Origin of the sequence: Microbacterium ureisolvens, from assembly GCF_019511645.1 — a bacterium.
GTDB lineage: Bacteria > Actinomycetota > Actinomycetes > Actinomycetales > Microbacteriaceae > Microbacterium > Microbacterium ureisolvens_A.
The window spans coordinates 57,947-71,800 of the sequence record NZ_JAEUAX010000012.1 but is presented as its reverse complement, the minus strand read 5'-3'; the positions used below and the strand labels follow the sequence as shown (position 1 = coordinate 71,800).

Annotated in this window: 12 protein-coding genes; 5 read left to right on the top strand and 7 right to left on the bottom strand. The window is 70.9% G+C overall.

Annotated elements, in window-relative coordinates; genetic code table 11:
* The first annotated feature begins 12 nt into the window (after positions 1-12).
* Positions 13-489 carry a YbaK/EbsC family protein gene (locus JNB61_RS17085; protein WP_220340443.1) on the top strand — a complete coding sequence of 159 codons (477 nt, stop codon included), beginning with the start codon at positions 13-15 and terminating at the stop codon, positions 487-489.
* A gap of 3 nt (positions 490-492) precedes the next feature.
* On the opposite strand, the gene JNB61_RS17080 is transcribed toward JNB61_RS17085, so the two are convergent.
* The 4 genes from JNB61_RS17080 to JNB61_RS17065 form a co-directional block, all read right to left on the bottom strand.
* Positions 493-2,379 (bottom strand): glycogen debranching N-terminal domain-containing protein, encoded by a 1,887-nt coding sequence (locus tag JNB61_RS17080; protein ID WP_220340419.1) that lies wholly within the window; start codon positions 2,377-2,379, stop codon positions 493-495.
* Positions 2,376-3,194 (bottom strand): carbohydrate ABC transporter permease, encoded by an 819-nt coding sequence (locus tag JNB61_RS17075; protein WP_223214925.1) that lies wholly within the window; start codon positions 3,192-3,194, stop codon positions 2,376-2,378. The genes JNB61_RS17080 and JNB61_RS17075 overlap by 4 nt, the downstream gene beginning before the upstream one ends.
* A 98-nt stretch (positions 3,195-3,292) precedes the next feature.
* Positions 3,293-4,495, bottom strand: coding sequence for a carbohydrate ABC transporter permease (locus JNB61_RS17070; protein WP_220340418.1), 1,203 nt, complete (start codon positions 4,493-4,495; stop codon positions 3,293-3,295).
* A 10-nt stretch (positions 4,496-4,505) separates the two neighbouring features.
* Entirely contained in the window at positions 4,506-5,765 is a 1,260-nt protein-coding gene (locus JNB61_RS17065; protein ID WP_220340417.1) for a sugar ABC transporter substrate-binding protein, read from the bottom strand.
* Between the two features lie 188 nt (positions 5,766-5,953).
* On the opposite strand from JNB61_RS17065, the gene JNB61_RS17060 reads away from it, so the two are divergent.
* Positions 5,954-6,973 (top strand): LacI family DNA-binding transcriptional regulator, encoded by a 1,020-nt coding sequence (locus tag JNB61_RS17060; protein ID WP_220340416.1) that lies wholly within the window; start codon positions 5,954-5,956, stop codon positions 6,971-6,973.
* Between the two features lie 26 nt (positions 6,974-6,999).
* On the opposite strand, the gene JNB61_RS17055 is transcribed toward JNB61_RS17060, so the two are convergent.
* Positions 7,000-7,800 carry an IclR family transcriptional regulator gene (locus tag JNB61_RS17055; protein WP_223214931.1) on the bottom strand — a complete coding sequence of 267 codons (801 nt, stop codon included), beginning with the start codon at positions 7,798-7,800 and terminating at the stop codon, positions 7,000-7,002.
* A 52-nt stretch (positions 7,801-7,852) separates the two neighbouring features.
* Here JNB61_RS17055 and hutH point away from each other — a divergent pair, with 52 nt between their 5' ends.
* The 3 genes from hutH (at position 7,853) to hutI (ending at position 12,470) form a co-directional block, all read left to right on the top strand.
* Positions 7,853-9,454, top strand: a complete 1,602-nt coding sequence (hutH, locus tag JNB61_RS17050) for a histidine ammonia-lyase (RefSeq protein WP_220340415.1) — start codon at positions 7,853-7,855, stop codon at positions 9,452-9,454.
* An 88-nt stretch (positions 9,455-9,542) separates the two neighbouring features.
* Entirely contained in the window at positions 9,543-11,276 is a 1,734-nt protein-coding gene (gene hutU, locus JNB61_RS17045) for a urocanate hydratase (protein WP_220340414.1), read from the top strand.
* A gap of 3 nt (positions 11,277-11,279) precedes the next feature.
* Positions 11,280-12,470: an imidazolonepropionase gene (gene hutI, locus JNB61_RS17040; RefSeq protein WP_220340413.1), complete on the top strand. Its 1,191-nt coding sequence runs from the start codon at positions 11,280-11,282 to the stop codon at positions 12,468-12,470.
* A 15-nt stretch (positions 12,471-12,485) separates the two neighbouring features.
* Here hutI and JNB61_RS17035 read toward each other — a convergent pair whose 3' ends face one another.
* Together JNB61_RS17035 and JNB61_RS17030 are read right to left on the bottom strand one after the other, a co-directional pair.
* Positions 12,486-12,956: a SixA phosphatase family protein gene (locus tag JNB61_RS17035; RefSeq protein ID WP_220340412.1), complete on the bottom strand. Its 471-nt coding sequence runs from the start codon at positions 12,954-12,956 to the stop codon at positions 12,486-12,488.
* On the bottom strand, positions 12,953-13,849 hold the full coding sequence (locus tag JNB61_RS17030) for an agmatinase family protein (protein WP_220340411.1): 897 nt from the start codon (positions 13,847-13,849) through the stop codon (positions 12,953-12,955). Before JNB61_RS17030 ends, JNB61_RS17035 begins: the two co-directional genes overlap by 4 nt.
* Positions 13,850-13,854 lie beyond the last annotated feature (5 nt).

Genomic DNA, 13,854 nt, shown 5'->3' with positions numbered 1-13,854 from the left:
GAGCCCGTGACCATCCCTGCCTCACTTCCTGCCCGCAGCCGCCTCGTCCACGACGCGATCCGCGCCGCCGGCATCCCCGGCGACATCGTCGTGCTTCCGGATGCCGCCTCCACCGCGGTGCTCGCCGCCGAGGCGCTCGGGGTCGAGGTCGGAGCGATCGCGAACAGCCTCGTGTTCTACAGCGACGGTGCGCCGCTGCTCGTGATGACGAGCGGCGCGCATCGCGTCGACACCGCCGCGCTCGCCGAACGTCTCGGGCACGGCAAGATCCAGCGCGCGACGCCCGAGCAGGTGCGGGAGGCGACCGGCCAGGCCATCGGCGGAGTCGCTCCCACGGGGCATCCGGCTCCGCTGCGCACCATCGTCGACGAGGACCTCGCGGGCTACCCCGAGATCTGGGCCGCGGGCGGCACGCCGCACACCGTGTTCCCGATGACCTATGACGAGCTGTTGCGCCTCACCGGCGGCACCGTCATGAAGGTCGACTGACCCTCAGATCCGCAGGATCTCGCGGCACGTGACGGCCGCGGCAGCCGACCACGCCTGCGGCCTGCACGCGGCCGGGTAGGGCGCCGGAGCCACGGTCGTCGAGCGATCGTCGCCCGAGTAGAGCTCGGGCATGCGGAAAGCGAAGGTTTCGGCCGCCGCGAGCAGACCGTCGACGACGACGAGCGCCTCGTGACGGAGACCCTCGCGCGCCATGCCGCGGGCGGTGATCGCCGTGTCGTGTGCCCATACGCTGCCTCCGTGGTAGCTGAGCGGCCAGTAGCCGGCCGCGCCCGTCGACATCGTCCGCACACCGAACCCTGACATCATCGACCGACCCGTCAGGAGCCGGGCGACGTCGTGCGCCTGGTCGGGATCGAGGATGCCCGTGCCGAGAAGGTGCCCGATGTTCGATGTCAGTGTGTCGACCGGCCGGCCGTCGCGATCGAGGGCGATCGCGGGGTACCGTCCTTCGGGCGTCGTCACCCAGAACCGGTCGGCGAACCGGCGGCGGAGTGCTGTCGCCCATTCGCGAAGGGGCCGGGAGCCGTCCTCGCCGAGCGACTCCAGCAGCGCAGCCCCCGTGACGGCGGCCTCGTATGCGTAGCCCTGGACCTCGCAAAGCGCGATAGGCCCCCGCGCGAGCGTTCCATCACGCCACTGGATCGAGTCGCCGGAGTCCTTCCAGCCCTGGTTCGACAGCCCCCGCCCGCTCTCGTCGACGTAGTCGAGGAACCCGTCGTCGCCGGCGGACGTGACGATCCAGTCGAGCGCGGCGCGCAGTGCGGGAACGAGTTCCCGCACCTCGTCTTCCGCCATCCCCGCTGCCGCCGCCTCGGCGAGCAGGCATACCCACAGCGGGGTGGCGTCGACCGTGCCGTAGTACACCGGTGGCAGGAGGATGCCCTCACCGGGCATGGCCAGTTCGCCGGCGCGCAGTTCGTGGAGGATCTTGCCGGGCTCTTCGGCGGTCGCCGGGTCGGTCTTCGTCCCCTGCAGTCGGGCGAGTACGCGGAGAGTCGACGCCGCGATCGCCGGGTCAACGGGGAGCATCAGCCGAGCGGCCCACAGCGAGTCGCGTCCGAAGAGGGTGAAGAACCAGGGCGCGCCGGCGGCGAGGAACTCGTCGGGAGAATCGGGAAGCGTGAGGCGCAGCGCGTCGAGATCGGAGAGCGCGCGATCCACCCACCGGCGAACTCGAGAGTCGCTCCCCGCGAGGACGTCGATCCCTCGCCAGCGCGGCTCCGCACCCGGGGGCGCGACGACGAGGCCGGGGTCGTCGACCTCGAGGGTCCACTCAGCTGACCATGCACTGTGGGGCGCGCACTCGACCGCCCACTCGACGATGACCGCGTCATTCTCCGACGACAGGTGCGCGGCGGGCGCCGAGAGCAGCATCGACGTGGCGCCGTCTTCGAGACGGAGCGTGGACGCGTCACCCTTCGCCGTCCACGTGCCGGCGCGCGGGGCGCCCGCCTTCACCTCCTGGAGGGGCGCGAAGTCGGGCACGAGTCGCAGCCGCAGGTTCGTCGAGAGAGCAGTGCTGAGGTGCGAGCGCACGGTGAGCTGCTCGCGGATGACGCCCGGCGCGACCGTGCGGACCCGCTCGAGCCGCACCTTCGGATCGGGCCAGTCGTCGTCGATCCCGCGGAGGAGCGCCGTGAACGATACCGCCGACGCCGAGACCTCGCCGACCGAGATGGTCTCGGGGACGGATGCCTCACCTGCCGTCGAGTAGGTCAGCACCGCCTCGCGCACGAAACGCGTGTCGCCGTGATACACGCCGTCGATCGGCTGCCCGCCCACGTCGCCGTTGCGGCCCGACCAGACCTGGGTGGGCGCGCGCAGCGCCACGACCGCGTCGGACAGGAACGGCTGCAGACCGGCGCTCACTCCTTCACCGCCCCTTGGCTCGCGTTCATGATCCTCCGCTGGAAGATGAAGAAGAGCACGGCGACCGGGATCGTCATGATCAGTGCGGCGGCGAGCTTGAGGGGATACTGCGTGCCCTGGCTCAGCTGGCCGGACGCCAGCCCGGCGACCCCCTTCGTGAGCGTCGTGAGCTCAGGCGACTGCGTGGAGACGATGAAGTGCGACAGTTCGTTCCACGATCCCTGGAACGACAGGATGATGATCGTGATCAGCGCGGGACGCGCCATCGGAAGGACGACGGACCAGAAGATGCGGAAGGTGCCCGCTCCGTCGATCCGTGCCTGCTCCTCGACCGATACGGGGATCGACTCGAAGAAGTTCTTCATGATGAACACGCCGGCGGCATCGATCAGCAAGGGCAGGATCATGCCCGCATACGAGTCGTAGATGCCGAGCTGGTTGATCACGAGGAACCGCGGGATGAGGAGCACGACGCTGGGCACCGCCATGACGGCGATCACCGCCGCGAAGACGACGCCGCGTCCGCGGAAGTTCAACCGGGCGAGGGCGTAGCCGGCGAGCGACACGAAGAACACGCGCAGGACGGTGACGGTGATCGTCACTATCGCCGAGTTGCGGAACCACACGGGGAAGTCGCTGCGCAGGAACAGGCGCTCGTAGGCCGCGGTCGACCACACCTGGGGGATGAGTGACACGGGGTTGCTGGCCGCCTCGGCATCCGTCTTGAACGACGTCGACAACTGCACGAGGAACGGATAGATGTACACGAGCGAGATCGCGATGAGCACCGCGTACAGGACGATCTGCCACCCCATCCCCGAAGCCCGGCGTCGCGCCGGAGCGCCCGCCTCGGATCGAGAGGCTGCGGACGGCCGGGGAGCGGCCGTCTGGGCGTTTCGGTCGACCGTGCCGGTCATCGCTGGGCTCCGTTCTGCCAGTCGTCGGCGCCGCGCGGCGCCTGCGACGGGTCGGGAGGACTGGGTACCTGAGTGGCTGCGACGGTGGCCGGGGTCGCGGTCGCAGGGCGGGCGGGAAGTTCGTACTGCCGCGCACGGCGCCGCGACACGGGGCGCTCGCGGAGGACCCAGCGCTGGAGCAGCGTGAACAGGACGATGATCGCGAAGAGGATGAAGGCGATCGCCGCGCCTTCGCCCCAGTCCTGATCGAGGAAGCTCGCATCGTAGGACAAATAGGCTGGCGTGAGGGTGGTCTTGGCCGGCGTACCCCTCGTGCCGGTGTAGATCTGTTCGAACACCTGCCAGCAGCCGATGAGGCCGAGGGTGAGGACGGTGAACAGCGCCGGCCGCAGCTGCGGCAGTGTGACGCGCCAGAACCGCTGCCAGGCGTTGGCGCCATCCACCATGGCCGCTTCCTGGATCTCGGGGCCGATGTTCTGGAGCGCGGCGAGGAAGAGCAGCATGAACGTGCCGCTCGTCGTGAACACCGCCATCATGATGAAAGCCGACATGGCGACCGACGGGCCCGACATCCAGTTCCACCAGGAGACGGCGATGAATCCGTTCTCGGTGAGCACGGCCGGCCCTTCCCGCAGACCGAGGCCCGACAGGATCACGTGGAAGATCCCGCGCGGATCGGAGAACCAATTCGGCCCGTCGATGCCCACGACGGCGAGAATGGCGTTCACGACGCCCAACGGGTTGAAGAGGAACAGCCACAGCACCGTGATCGCCACGCTGGCCGTCACCGACGGAAAGTAGAACGCCGTCCGGAAGAATCCTCGGCCCCGGAGGATCGCCCCGTTGACGAGCAGGGCGAGAAAGAGCGACAGTGCCGTTTGCAGCGGCACGACGAGGAGCACGTACCACGCGTTGTTGCGCATCGAGATTCCGAAGTCTCGCGCCGCCAGTCCGTCACCGGTCATGACATTCGCATAGTTCTGCAGGCCGACGAAGTTCACGGCGCCCGAGAAGGGGCTCCCGCGACCGCCCCAGTCCGAGACGCTCACCCACAGCGCCATGAGCACCGGGACGAGAAGGAAGACGCCGAGGAGGACGATCACGGGCAGAGTGAACACCCAGCCCGCCAGCGTCTCGCCGCGACGGATCCCCGAGCGGGGGTCACGTGCGCGGCGAGGCGCTGAAGCGGTGGCAGTCATCGCGACGCGCCTAACCGACGATCGCCTCGAAGTTCGACTGGACCGTGTCGAGGATCTGCTGGGGATCGCCGTCCTCCAGTCCCTGAAGCTGCGAATTGAAATCGGTGATCGCGTCTGAGCTCCCGTCGTACGTCGGGAATCCCTCCGCGTAGTCGGCCCCGGCGAGGAAGGCGGCAAGAGTGGGGTTGTCGCTCGTCCACTGGTCTGCAGCCGACTTAGCCGAGGGCATGGGCCCGAACGCCTCCGAGAAGGCGAGCTGCTGGTCCGCGCTCGTCATGTACTCGACGAGGTCGAGGGCGGCCTCCTGGTTGGGGCTGTCGGCGGCCATGCCCCAGCAGTTCGTGAACTGCAGCGTGCCCTTGCCGGCCGGTCCTTCGGGCAGCTCCGCCACGATGTACTCGACGTCGGGAAAGTCGTTCTGCATGGCGCCCGTGATCCAGTTGCCTTCGATCGTCATCGCGCTCAGCTGCTTGCCGAAGGCCTCACCGCCCCAGCCTGCGCCCAGGGGTTGCGCGTAGGCGAAGTTCCCCGCAGCCATCTGCTCCTGAACGTATGTGAGGGCATCGACGTTCTCCTGGCTGTTCGCGATCACCTCACCGTCCTCGATGAGGCCACCCCCGGCCTGGACCATGAACGTCCCGAGGCGCTGCCATTCCCACCCGAAGCTGAGGCCGACGACCCCGTCCTTGGTGAGTGTCTGGGCGACCGTCGACAGCTCGTCCCACGTCGTCGGGATGTCGTCCTCGGTGAGCCCCGCGGCATCCCACAGGCCCTTGTTGATGACGAGGGCGAGCGTCGAGAAGTCCTTCGGTGCGCAGTAGAACTGGTCGTTGTACGTGAAGTTCTCGATCAGCGACGGGTAGAAGTCGTCCTTGTTCTCCAGCAGATCGCCGTAGGCGACGAGTGAGCCGTTGTCTGCGTACCCGGCCAGGAACTCGGGAGCCAGGTAGAAGAGGTCGGGCGGGTCGCCGCCCGCGAAGCCCTGCGAGAGCTCCTGTGCCTGGTCCGTGGCGACCTTCACCTCGACGTCGATGCCGGACTCCTCGGACCACGCCTCGGCCGCTTCCGTCACGGCATCGGTCTCGGCGTCGCCGCTCGAACCGAACAGGATCGTGAGGCCTTCGTCCGAGCTCGTGAGCTCGCCATCAGCGGCACCGCCGCCGGTGCCCTCCGTATCGTCGAAGCCGGAACCGCAGCCGGCGAGGACCAGCGCCCCGGTGACGAGGAATGCCCCTGCCGCGACGGTGGCCCGCGCGATGTGCCGTGTCATGTCTCTCTCCTTTGATGAGTCAGGCGTGACGGCCGGCGAGGGGTCGACTCCAGTGCTGTCGTCCGATTTGAACGATCAAAGTCCACCGTCAAGCGTCAAGCTAAGACGCGCTTCATCGGCTGTCAACCCGTTTGACGGCCCCGTAGGATAACGATTTGAACGCTCAACTGCGGCGCGGGAGGGGTCCCATGGCGAAGTCGCCGACGGTCGAAGACGTCGCCCGCGCGGCCGGCGTCTCACGCCAAACCGTGTCGAACGTGATCAACAGTCCGGACATCGTCAGAGAGGTCACCCGGGAGCGCGTCCGCGCAGCGATCGCGCAGCTCGGCTACGCCCCGTCCATGGCCGCGCGACGGCTTCGCACCCAGCGCAGCGCGACGATCGGCATCCACCTCGATCCCTACGCGGGCGGGATCTCGGGCATCGTGCTCGACCGGTTCATCCACGCCCTCACCGACCGGGCGACACCACGGGGCCTGCGCATCCTCGTGTACGCCGCGAACGACGCCGAGGAGGAGCTGCGCCGCATCCGGCAGCTGCGCGAAGGCGGAGAGATCGACCGGATCGTGCTGACCGGCACCTATTCCGGCGACCCGCGAGCCGACTGGCTCGCGGAGCACGGCATTCCGTTCGTGGCCTTCGGCCGGCCGTGGGGCGAGTTGGGCACGGGGCCGCTCATGGGGAATCCCGATCGACCGTGGGTCGATGTCGACGGCGCTGCCGGCACGCGCGCCGCCACCGCGCACGCGCTCGCCCACGGTCCGCGCGTCGCCTTCCTCGGGTGGCCGGAAGGCTCGGGAACAGGCGATGACCGCGAGCGCGGCTGGCGCGAGGCGATGGGCGACGATGCCGAGGAGGTCCGGCGACTGCGGTGGACGGCGGTCGACACCGTCTCGGCTGCGCGTGCCGTGGCGGCGCAGCGGCTCGCCGCCGGCGGCGTCGACGCCATCGTGTGCGCGAGCGACACACTGGCGGTCGGCGCCCACCTGGCCGCCTCCCACAATGGTCACCCTGACATGCTCGTCGTCGGATTCGACAACACCCCCATCGCCGAGGCGCTCGAGCTGTCGAGTGTGGAGCAGCGGCCGGAGCTCGTGGCCGAGGCGGTGCTCGACCTCCTGGTAGCCGAGACGGGGAGCTACGACGGCGCGTGGCGCCGGCTGATCGAACCCGAGCTGATCGTCCGCACCCGTGAGCAGTCTTCGTAGCGCGATGCGACCGACGGGGCGCCATCTCAGAGTTTGAGCGCCGTCGGCCGGGCGCCTCCGATGCGCCGCCCGAGTTCGGCCGCGACGGGGGTGACGAGCTCGGCGAAGGTCGCCGGCTCCCGGTCTCCCTCCGCCGGAAAGGTGACGGCGATCGCGGCGATCGGCCAGCCGACGTGATCGAGCACTGCCACCCCCACCGACCCCAGCCCGAGGGTGACTTCGCCGTCCTCGAACGCCCACCCGCGTTCCCGCACCCCGCGGAGGAGCTCGCGCAGCTCGCCGGGTCGCTGCGGGCCCCGGCCGGTGCGGTCGGCGAAGGACGCGGCATCCGGGAACAATGCCCGCACCTGCTCGCGAGGAAGCGCTGCCAGCATCGCGCGGCCGGTGGCGGTGAGATGCGCGGGCAGGCGCACCCCGACATCCGTCACGAGCGCGGGCCGGCGCGGAGCGCGTTCCTCGACGATGTACAGCACGTCGCGGCCGTGCATCACCGCCAGGTGCGCACTTTCGCCGGTGCGGTCCACGAGGTCGGCGAGCACGGGGCGCCCGAGCCGCGCAAGGGGCTCCTGGCGCGAGTACCCGCCGGCGAGCTCGAACGCGGCGATGCCGAGGCCCCAGCGGCGATCCTCGGGCAGATGCACGACGAACTGGTGCTCCTGCAGTGCTGCCAGCAGGTGATACACGGTGGAGCGCGGTATGCCCAGGCTGGTCGCGATGGTGCGTGCAGGCACCGGTCCGCGCTGGCGCGCGAGGTACGACAGGATCCGCAGCGTCTGGTCGGCCGCGGGCACCTGAGGTCTCGCCGTGCTGTCTGGAATCACAGACAGAGGATGCCACGACCCGCTGTCGCGCGCCACGGCCCGGGTGTGGAATCGGAGCATGACCATCGTCACGCCCACCTCCGCCCGCGACCTCGCCGTCGTCACCGTCGGCGCGGCGCCGCTGCGCCCCGACGAGGTCGTCGCGGTCGCTCGTCACGGCGCCCGCGTCGAGCTCGCCCCCGAGGCGCTGGCCCGCGTCGCCGCGACGCGCGCTCTCGTGGAGGGTCTCGCCGACGACCCCGAGCCGCACTACGGCATCTCGACCGGCTTCGGCGCCCTCGCCACCACCTTCATCGCCCCCGAGCGGCGCCTGCAGCTGCAGGCGAGCCTGATCCGCTCGCACGCGGCCGGCACCGGCCCGGAGGTCGAGCGCGAGGTCGTCCGCGCGCTCATGCTGCTGCGCCTGCAGACGCTGGCGACGGGGCACACCGGCGTTCGCCCGGTCGTGGTCCAGACCTACGCCGCGCTGCTCAACGCCGGCATCACGCCGATCGTGCGCGAGTACGGCTCGCTCGGCTGCTCCGGCGACCTCGCGCCGCTGGCGCACGTCGCGCTCGCCGCGATGGGCGAGGGGCGCGTGCGCACCGCGAGCGGCGACGAGGTCGACGCGGCCGAGGCGCTGGCGGCAGCATCCGTCTCTCCTCTCGTACTGCGCGAGAAGGAGGGACTCGCGCTCATCAACGGCACCGACGGCATGCTCGGGATGCTGCTGCTCGCGCTCCACGACCTCTCCGTGCTGCTCGACACCGCGGACGTCGCCGCGGGCATGTCGGTCGAGTCGCAGCTCGGCACCGACGCGGTGTTCGCCGCCGACCTGCAGGCCCTGCGGCCGCAGGTGGGCCAGGCCGTGTCGGCGGCGAACCTGCGCGCGGTGCTCGCGGGATCGGCGATCATGGCGTCGCATCGCGATCCCGCGGTCTGCACCCGTGTGCAGGACGCATACTCGCTGCGCTGCTCGCCGCAGGTGCACGGCGCCGCGCGCGACACCGCCGACCATGCGCTGCTCATCGCCTCGCGCGAGCTCGCCGCCGCCGTCGACAACCCCGTCATCACCGACGACGGACGCGTCGAGTCCAACGGCAACTTCCACGGCGCACCGGTCGCGTACGTGCTCGACTTCCTCGCGATCGCGGTCGCCGACGTCGCGTCGATCTCGGAGCGGCGCACCGATCGCGCCCTCGATCGCGCTCGCAGCAACGGTCTGCCGCCGTTCCTCGCCGACGAGGTCGGCGTCGACTCAGGCTTCATGATCGCCCAGTACGCCGCGGCGGGGATCGTCTCCGAGCTCAAGCGACTCGCGGTGCCGGCATCCGTCGACTCGATCCCGTCGTCGGCGATGCAGGAGGACCACGTGTCGATGGGGTGGGCCGCCGCGCGCAAGCTCCGCCGGGCGATCGACGGGCTCTCGCGCGTGCTCGCGATCGAGGTGCTCACCGCGTCGCGCGCGCTCGACCTCCGGGCGCCGCTAGAGCCGGCGCCGGTCACGGGCGCCGTCCGCGACCTTGTCCGCACCGTCGCCGGCGGCCCCGGCCCCGACCGCTATCTCTCGCCCGAGATGGAGGCCGTGACTGCGCTCGTGCAGTCGGGCGCCGTAGCCGGCGCGGCAGGGCTCGGCGGCGCGGCGTCCCGGGTGCCCGCTTCGCCAGATCAGGTGATCTGACGCATGCAGGACGAAATCACAGGAAAGTTCCCGTTCTCGCCGGATCTCCTGATCCGACCGACCCCCGACCACGCGAAGGAGCGTTGACATGACCATCTCGACCGACCCGAAGACCGAGACCGCCGCCCGCGGGCTCGGAGACAACGCCGTGCGCGCCCCGCGCGGCCCCGAGCGCACCGCCAAGAGCTGGGGCGCCGAGGCGGCCAAGCGCATGCTCATGAACAATCTCGATCCCGAGGTCGCGGAGCACCCCGAAGACCTCGTCGTCTACGGCGGAACCGGCCGTGCGGCACGCAGCTGGGAGGCGTTCGACGCCATCGTTCGCACCCTCGACGAGCTCGAGCCCGACGAGACCCTGCTGGTGCAGTCCGGCAAGCCGGTCGGCGTGTTCCGCACGCACGAGTGGGCGCCCCGTGTGCTGATCGCCAACTCGAACCTCGTGGGGGACTGGGCGACGTGGCCGGAGTTCCGTCGTCTCGAAGAGCTCGGCCTCACCATGTACGGCCAGATGACCGCCGGCTCCTGGATCTACATCGGCACGCAGGGGATCCTGCAGGGCACCTACGAGACGTTCGCCGCGGTCGCGCGTTCCCTCGCCGAGAAGAACGGGACGGATGCTGCGACCGCGAGCCTCGCCGGAACCCTCACGCTCACCGGCGGCGCCGGTGGCATGGGCGGCGCGCAGCCGCTCGCCGTGACCCTCAACGGGGGAGCGGTGCTCATCGTCGACGTGGACGAGTCGCGCCTGGCCCGCCGCGTCGACCACGGCTACCTCGACGAGTACACGACGGACCTCGACGCGGCCCTCGCGCGCGTCGTCGCGGCGAAGGAGGCCGGTGAGGCCCTGTCGGTCGGCGTCGTCGGCAACGCCGCCGAGGTGTTCGGCGATGTGCTGCTGCGCCACCGCGCGGGAGAGGTCACGGTCGACATCGTCACCGACCAGACGAGCGCCCACGACCCGCTCGCGTACCTGCCGGTGGGCATCGCGTTCGAGGACTGGAAGGCCGAGGCGACGCGCGACCCTGAGGGGTTCACCGCCCGCGCGCGGGGGTCGATGGCGAAGCACGTCGCGGCGATGGTGGGGTTCCAGGATGCCGGCGCCGAGGTCTTCGACTACGGCAACTCCATCCGCGCCGAGGCGCAGCTGGGCGGCTTCGACAGGGCGTTCGGGTTTCCCGGCTTCGTGCCCGCATACATCCGTCCGCAGTTCGCCGAGGGGCGTGGACCGTTCCGCTGGGTCGCGCTCTCGGGCGACCCCGACGACATCCGCAAGACCGACGAGGCCGTCAAGGCGCTGTTCCCCGACAACGCCGGCCTGGTGCGCTGGCTCGACAAGGCCGGCGACGCCGTGCACTTCGAGGGCCTGCCGGCGCGGATCTGCTGGCTCGGGTACAAGGAGCGCCACCTCGCCGGACTGAAGTTCAACGAGATGGTCGCCTCGGGCGAGCTGTCGGGTCCGATCGTGATCGGCCGCGACCACCTCGACGCCGGCTCGGTCGCCTCGCCGTACCGCGAGACGGAGGCGATGGCCGACGGCTCGGACGCGATCGCCGACTGGCCGCTGCTCAACGCCCTCCTCAACACCGCCTCGGGTGCGGCGTGGGTGTCGATCCACCACGGCGGTGGCGTGGGGATCGGCCGCAGCATCCATGCCGGTCAGGTGACCGTCGCCGACGGCACGCCGCTGGCGGCCGAGAAGCTCGAGCGCGTGCTGACCAACGACCCCGGTACCGGCGTCATGCGCCACGTCGATGCCGGATACGACCGGGCGAAGCAGGTCGCCCGCGAACGCGGCCTCGACGTGCCGATGCTCGATGAGTGACGGATGGATGCTGTGACGACGACGCTCATCACCCACATCGGCGAGCTGACGACCAACGTCGCCGCCGACGGCGATGCGCTCGGCACGCTGCGCGACGCAGCCGTGCTGATCGTCGGCGACCGGATCGCCTGGGTCGGGCCCGCGTCTGCGGCGCCCGTCGTCTCACCGGAGGGGGAGGGCATCGAGGTCGTCGACGCGGGCGGGCGCGCTGTGCTACCGGGGTTCGTCGACAGCCACACCCATCTCGTCTTCGGGGGCGATCGCGCCGACGAGTTCGAGGCGCGCATGACTGGCGCGCCGTATGCCGCAGGGGGCATACGGCGCACCGTCGCCGCGACACGGGCCGCGGGTGATGAGGAGCTGCGTGCCCGGCTCGCGGCTTTCGTCGCCGAGCTCCGCGCTCAGGGGACGACGACGTTCGAGATCAAGACGGGGTACGGGCTCACCGTGGCGGACGAGGAGCGGCTGGCACGCCTCGCGGGCGAGGTGACTCCCGAGGTCACGTTCCTCGGCGCTCACGTCGTGCCTGCCGAGTACAGCGAGCGCCGCGAGGATTACGTCGACCTGGTGTGCGACGCGATGCTCCACGCCTGCGCCCCGCACAGCCGGTGGATCGACGTGTTCTGCGAACGCGGTGCCTTCACACCGGACGAGTCGCGGCGCATCCTCGCCGCCGGGATCGCGCACGGCCTCGAGCCGCGCGTGCACGCAAACCAGCTCGGGCCCGGCGAGGGTGTGCGTCTCGCGGTGGAGCTGGGCGCAGCATCCGTCGACCACTGCACCTACCTCTCCGACGATGACGTGCACGCCCTCGCGGGTTCCGCGACGGTCGCCACGCTACTGCCAGGCGTCGAGTTCTCCACCCGCCAGCCCTACCCGGATGCGCGGCGGCTGATCGACGCCGGCGCCACGGTCGCGCTCGCGAGCGACTGCAACCCGGGATCGAGCTTCACGAGCTCGATGCCGCTCATGATCGCCCTCGCGGTGCGCGAGATGGGAATGACGCCCGCCGAGGCGGTGTGGGCGGCGACGGCCGGCGGCGCGAAGGCGCTGCGTCGCGACGACGTGGGCGCGCTCGCCCCCGGCATGCGCGCCGACCTCGTGATGCTCGACGCGCCGACCCGCGTGCATCTCGCGTATCGGCCCGGCGTGCCGCTCGTGCACACCGTGTGGGCAGGCGGCGTCCCGGTCTGAGACGCCCACCGTCGGTCAGCGTGGAGTGTCGAACGTCCAGTTGTCGGGGTCGACGCCGCTGGCGACATCCCAGTCGTCCTGCGCCCAGATGAACGTTGCGACGGCGCAGGTCGGCATGTGGGCGATGTCGCCGTCCGACAGGCTCGCCGCCAGCGAGCTCATGCCGGGATCGTGGGCGACGACCATGACGCTCGCGGCGCGGGTGGCGGCCGCCGCGGCGAGCAGGGTCTTCGCCGGCGCGCCGTACAGTTCCGGGTCGAGTGAGACCGCGACGCCGAGCTCGGCGGCGAATGCCTCGGCGGTCGTCCGCGCCCGCACAGCGGTGCTCGAGAGGATCACGTCGGGGCGGAACCCCGTGGCCGCGAGCCGCGCCGCCATGCGGGGCGCGTCGCGCATGCCGCGGTCGTTCAGCGGACGGTCGTGGTCGTCGAGGCTGGGGTCGCCCCAGTCGGACTTGGCGTGCCGCACCAATGCGAGACGGATCATGAGGTCACCTTTCCAGAGGCCTTCGCGGCGAGGAGTTCGAGCACGCACAGCGCCCCGAGGCGCACGGTGCGCCCGTCGGGGGCATCCGCGGTGGCATCCACCTCGGCGATGTCGGCGCTGTGCAGGCGAGTGTCGGCGGCGAGGGCCCGCACGAGGGCGCGCAGCTCCCATGCGGCCAGTCCGCCGGGCACGGATGCCGGGCACCCGGGTGCCACGGAACGGTCGCACACGTCGACATCGACGTCGAGATGCACGAGGCCCCCACCGGCACCCGCAATCTCGAGCGCCTCGGCCGCGACGTCGTCCGCGCCGCGGCGGCGCAGGTCGTCCATGGTCACGACGGTGATGCCGTACTCGGACGCTCGCCGGGCGTACGCGACCGAGTTGGCGAAGTCGGCGATTCCCAGCTGCACGATCCGCCGCCCGTCGAGGCCGTCCTCGACCAGACGGCGCACCGGAGAGCCGTTCGAGACGCCGTCGCGCAGGTCGAAGTGCGCGTCGATGGTGATGAGCCCGGCCGCACCGGCGCCCTGCGCCACCGCGTAGGTGAGCGAGTTGTCGCCGCCGAGCGCGATGACGAGATCGGCACGCTCGCGCAGCTGCGCGACAGTGGAGCGGACGGATGCCTCGCCCACCGGCCCGTCGGGCTCGTCGACGTCGCCCGCATCGGCGATGCGTAGCACCTCGTCGAGATCGACCGCCGGAGGGCCGAGGAGCGTCGGGCTGTAGCGGCGCAGGGCGTCGCGGATCGCCGCGGGCGTCGCGTGGGCACCGGTGGGGGACAGGGAGGTGCGGAATGCGGGAACGCCGACGATCGCGGCATCCCATCGCCCGTCTTCGGGGGGAGGCCACGCACCTGCGCGTGGCCACAGCTGATCGTGGGGAAGCGTCACGGGCC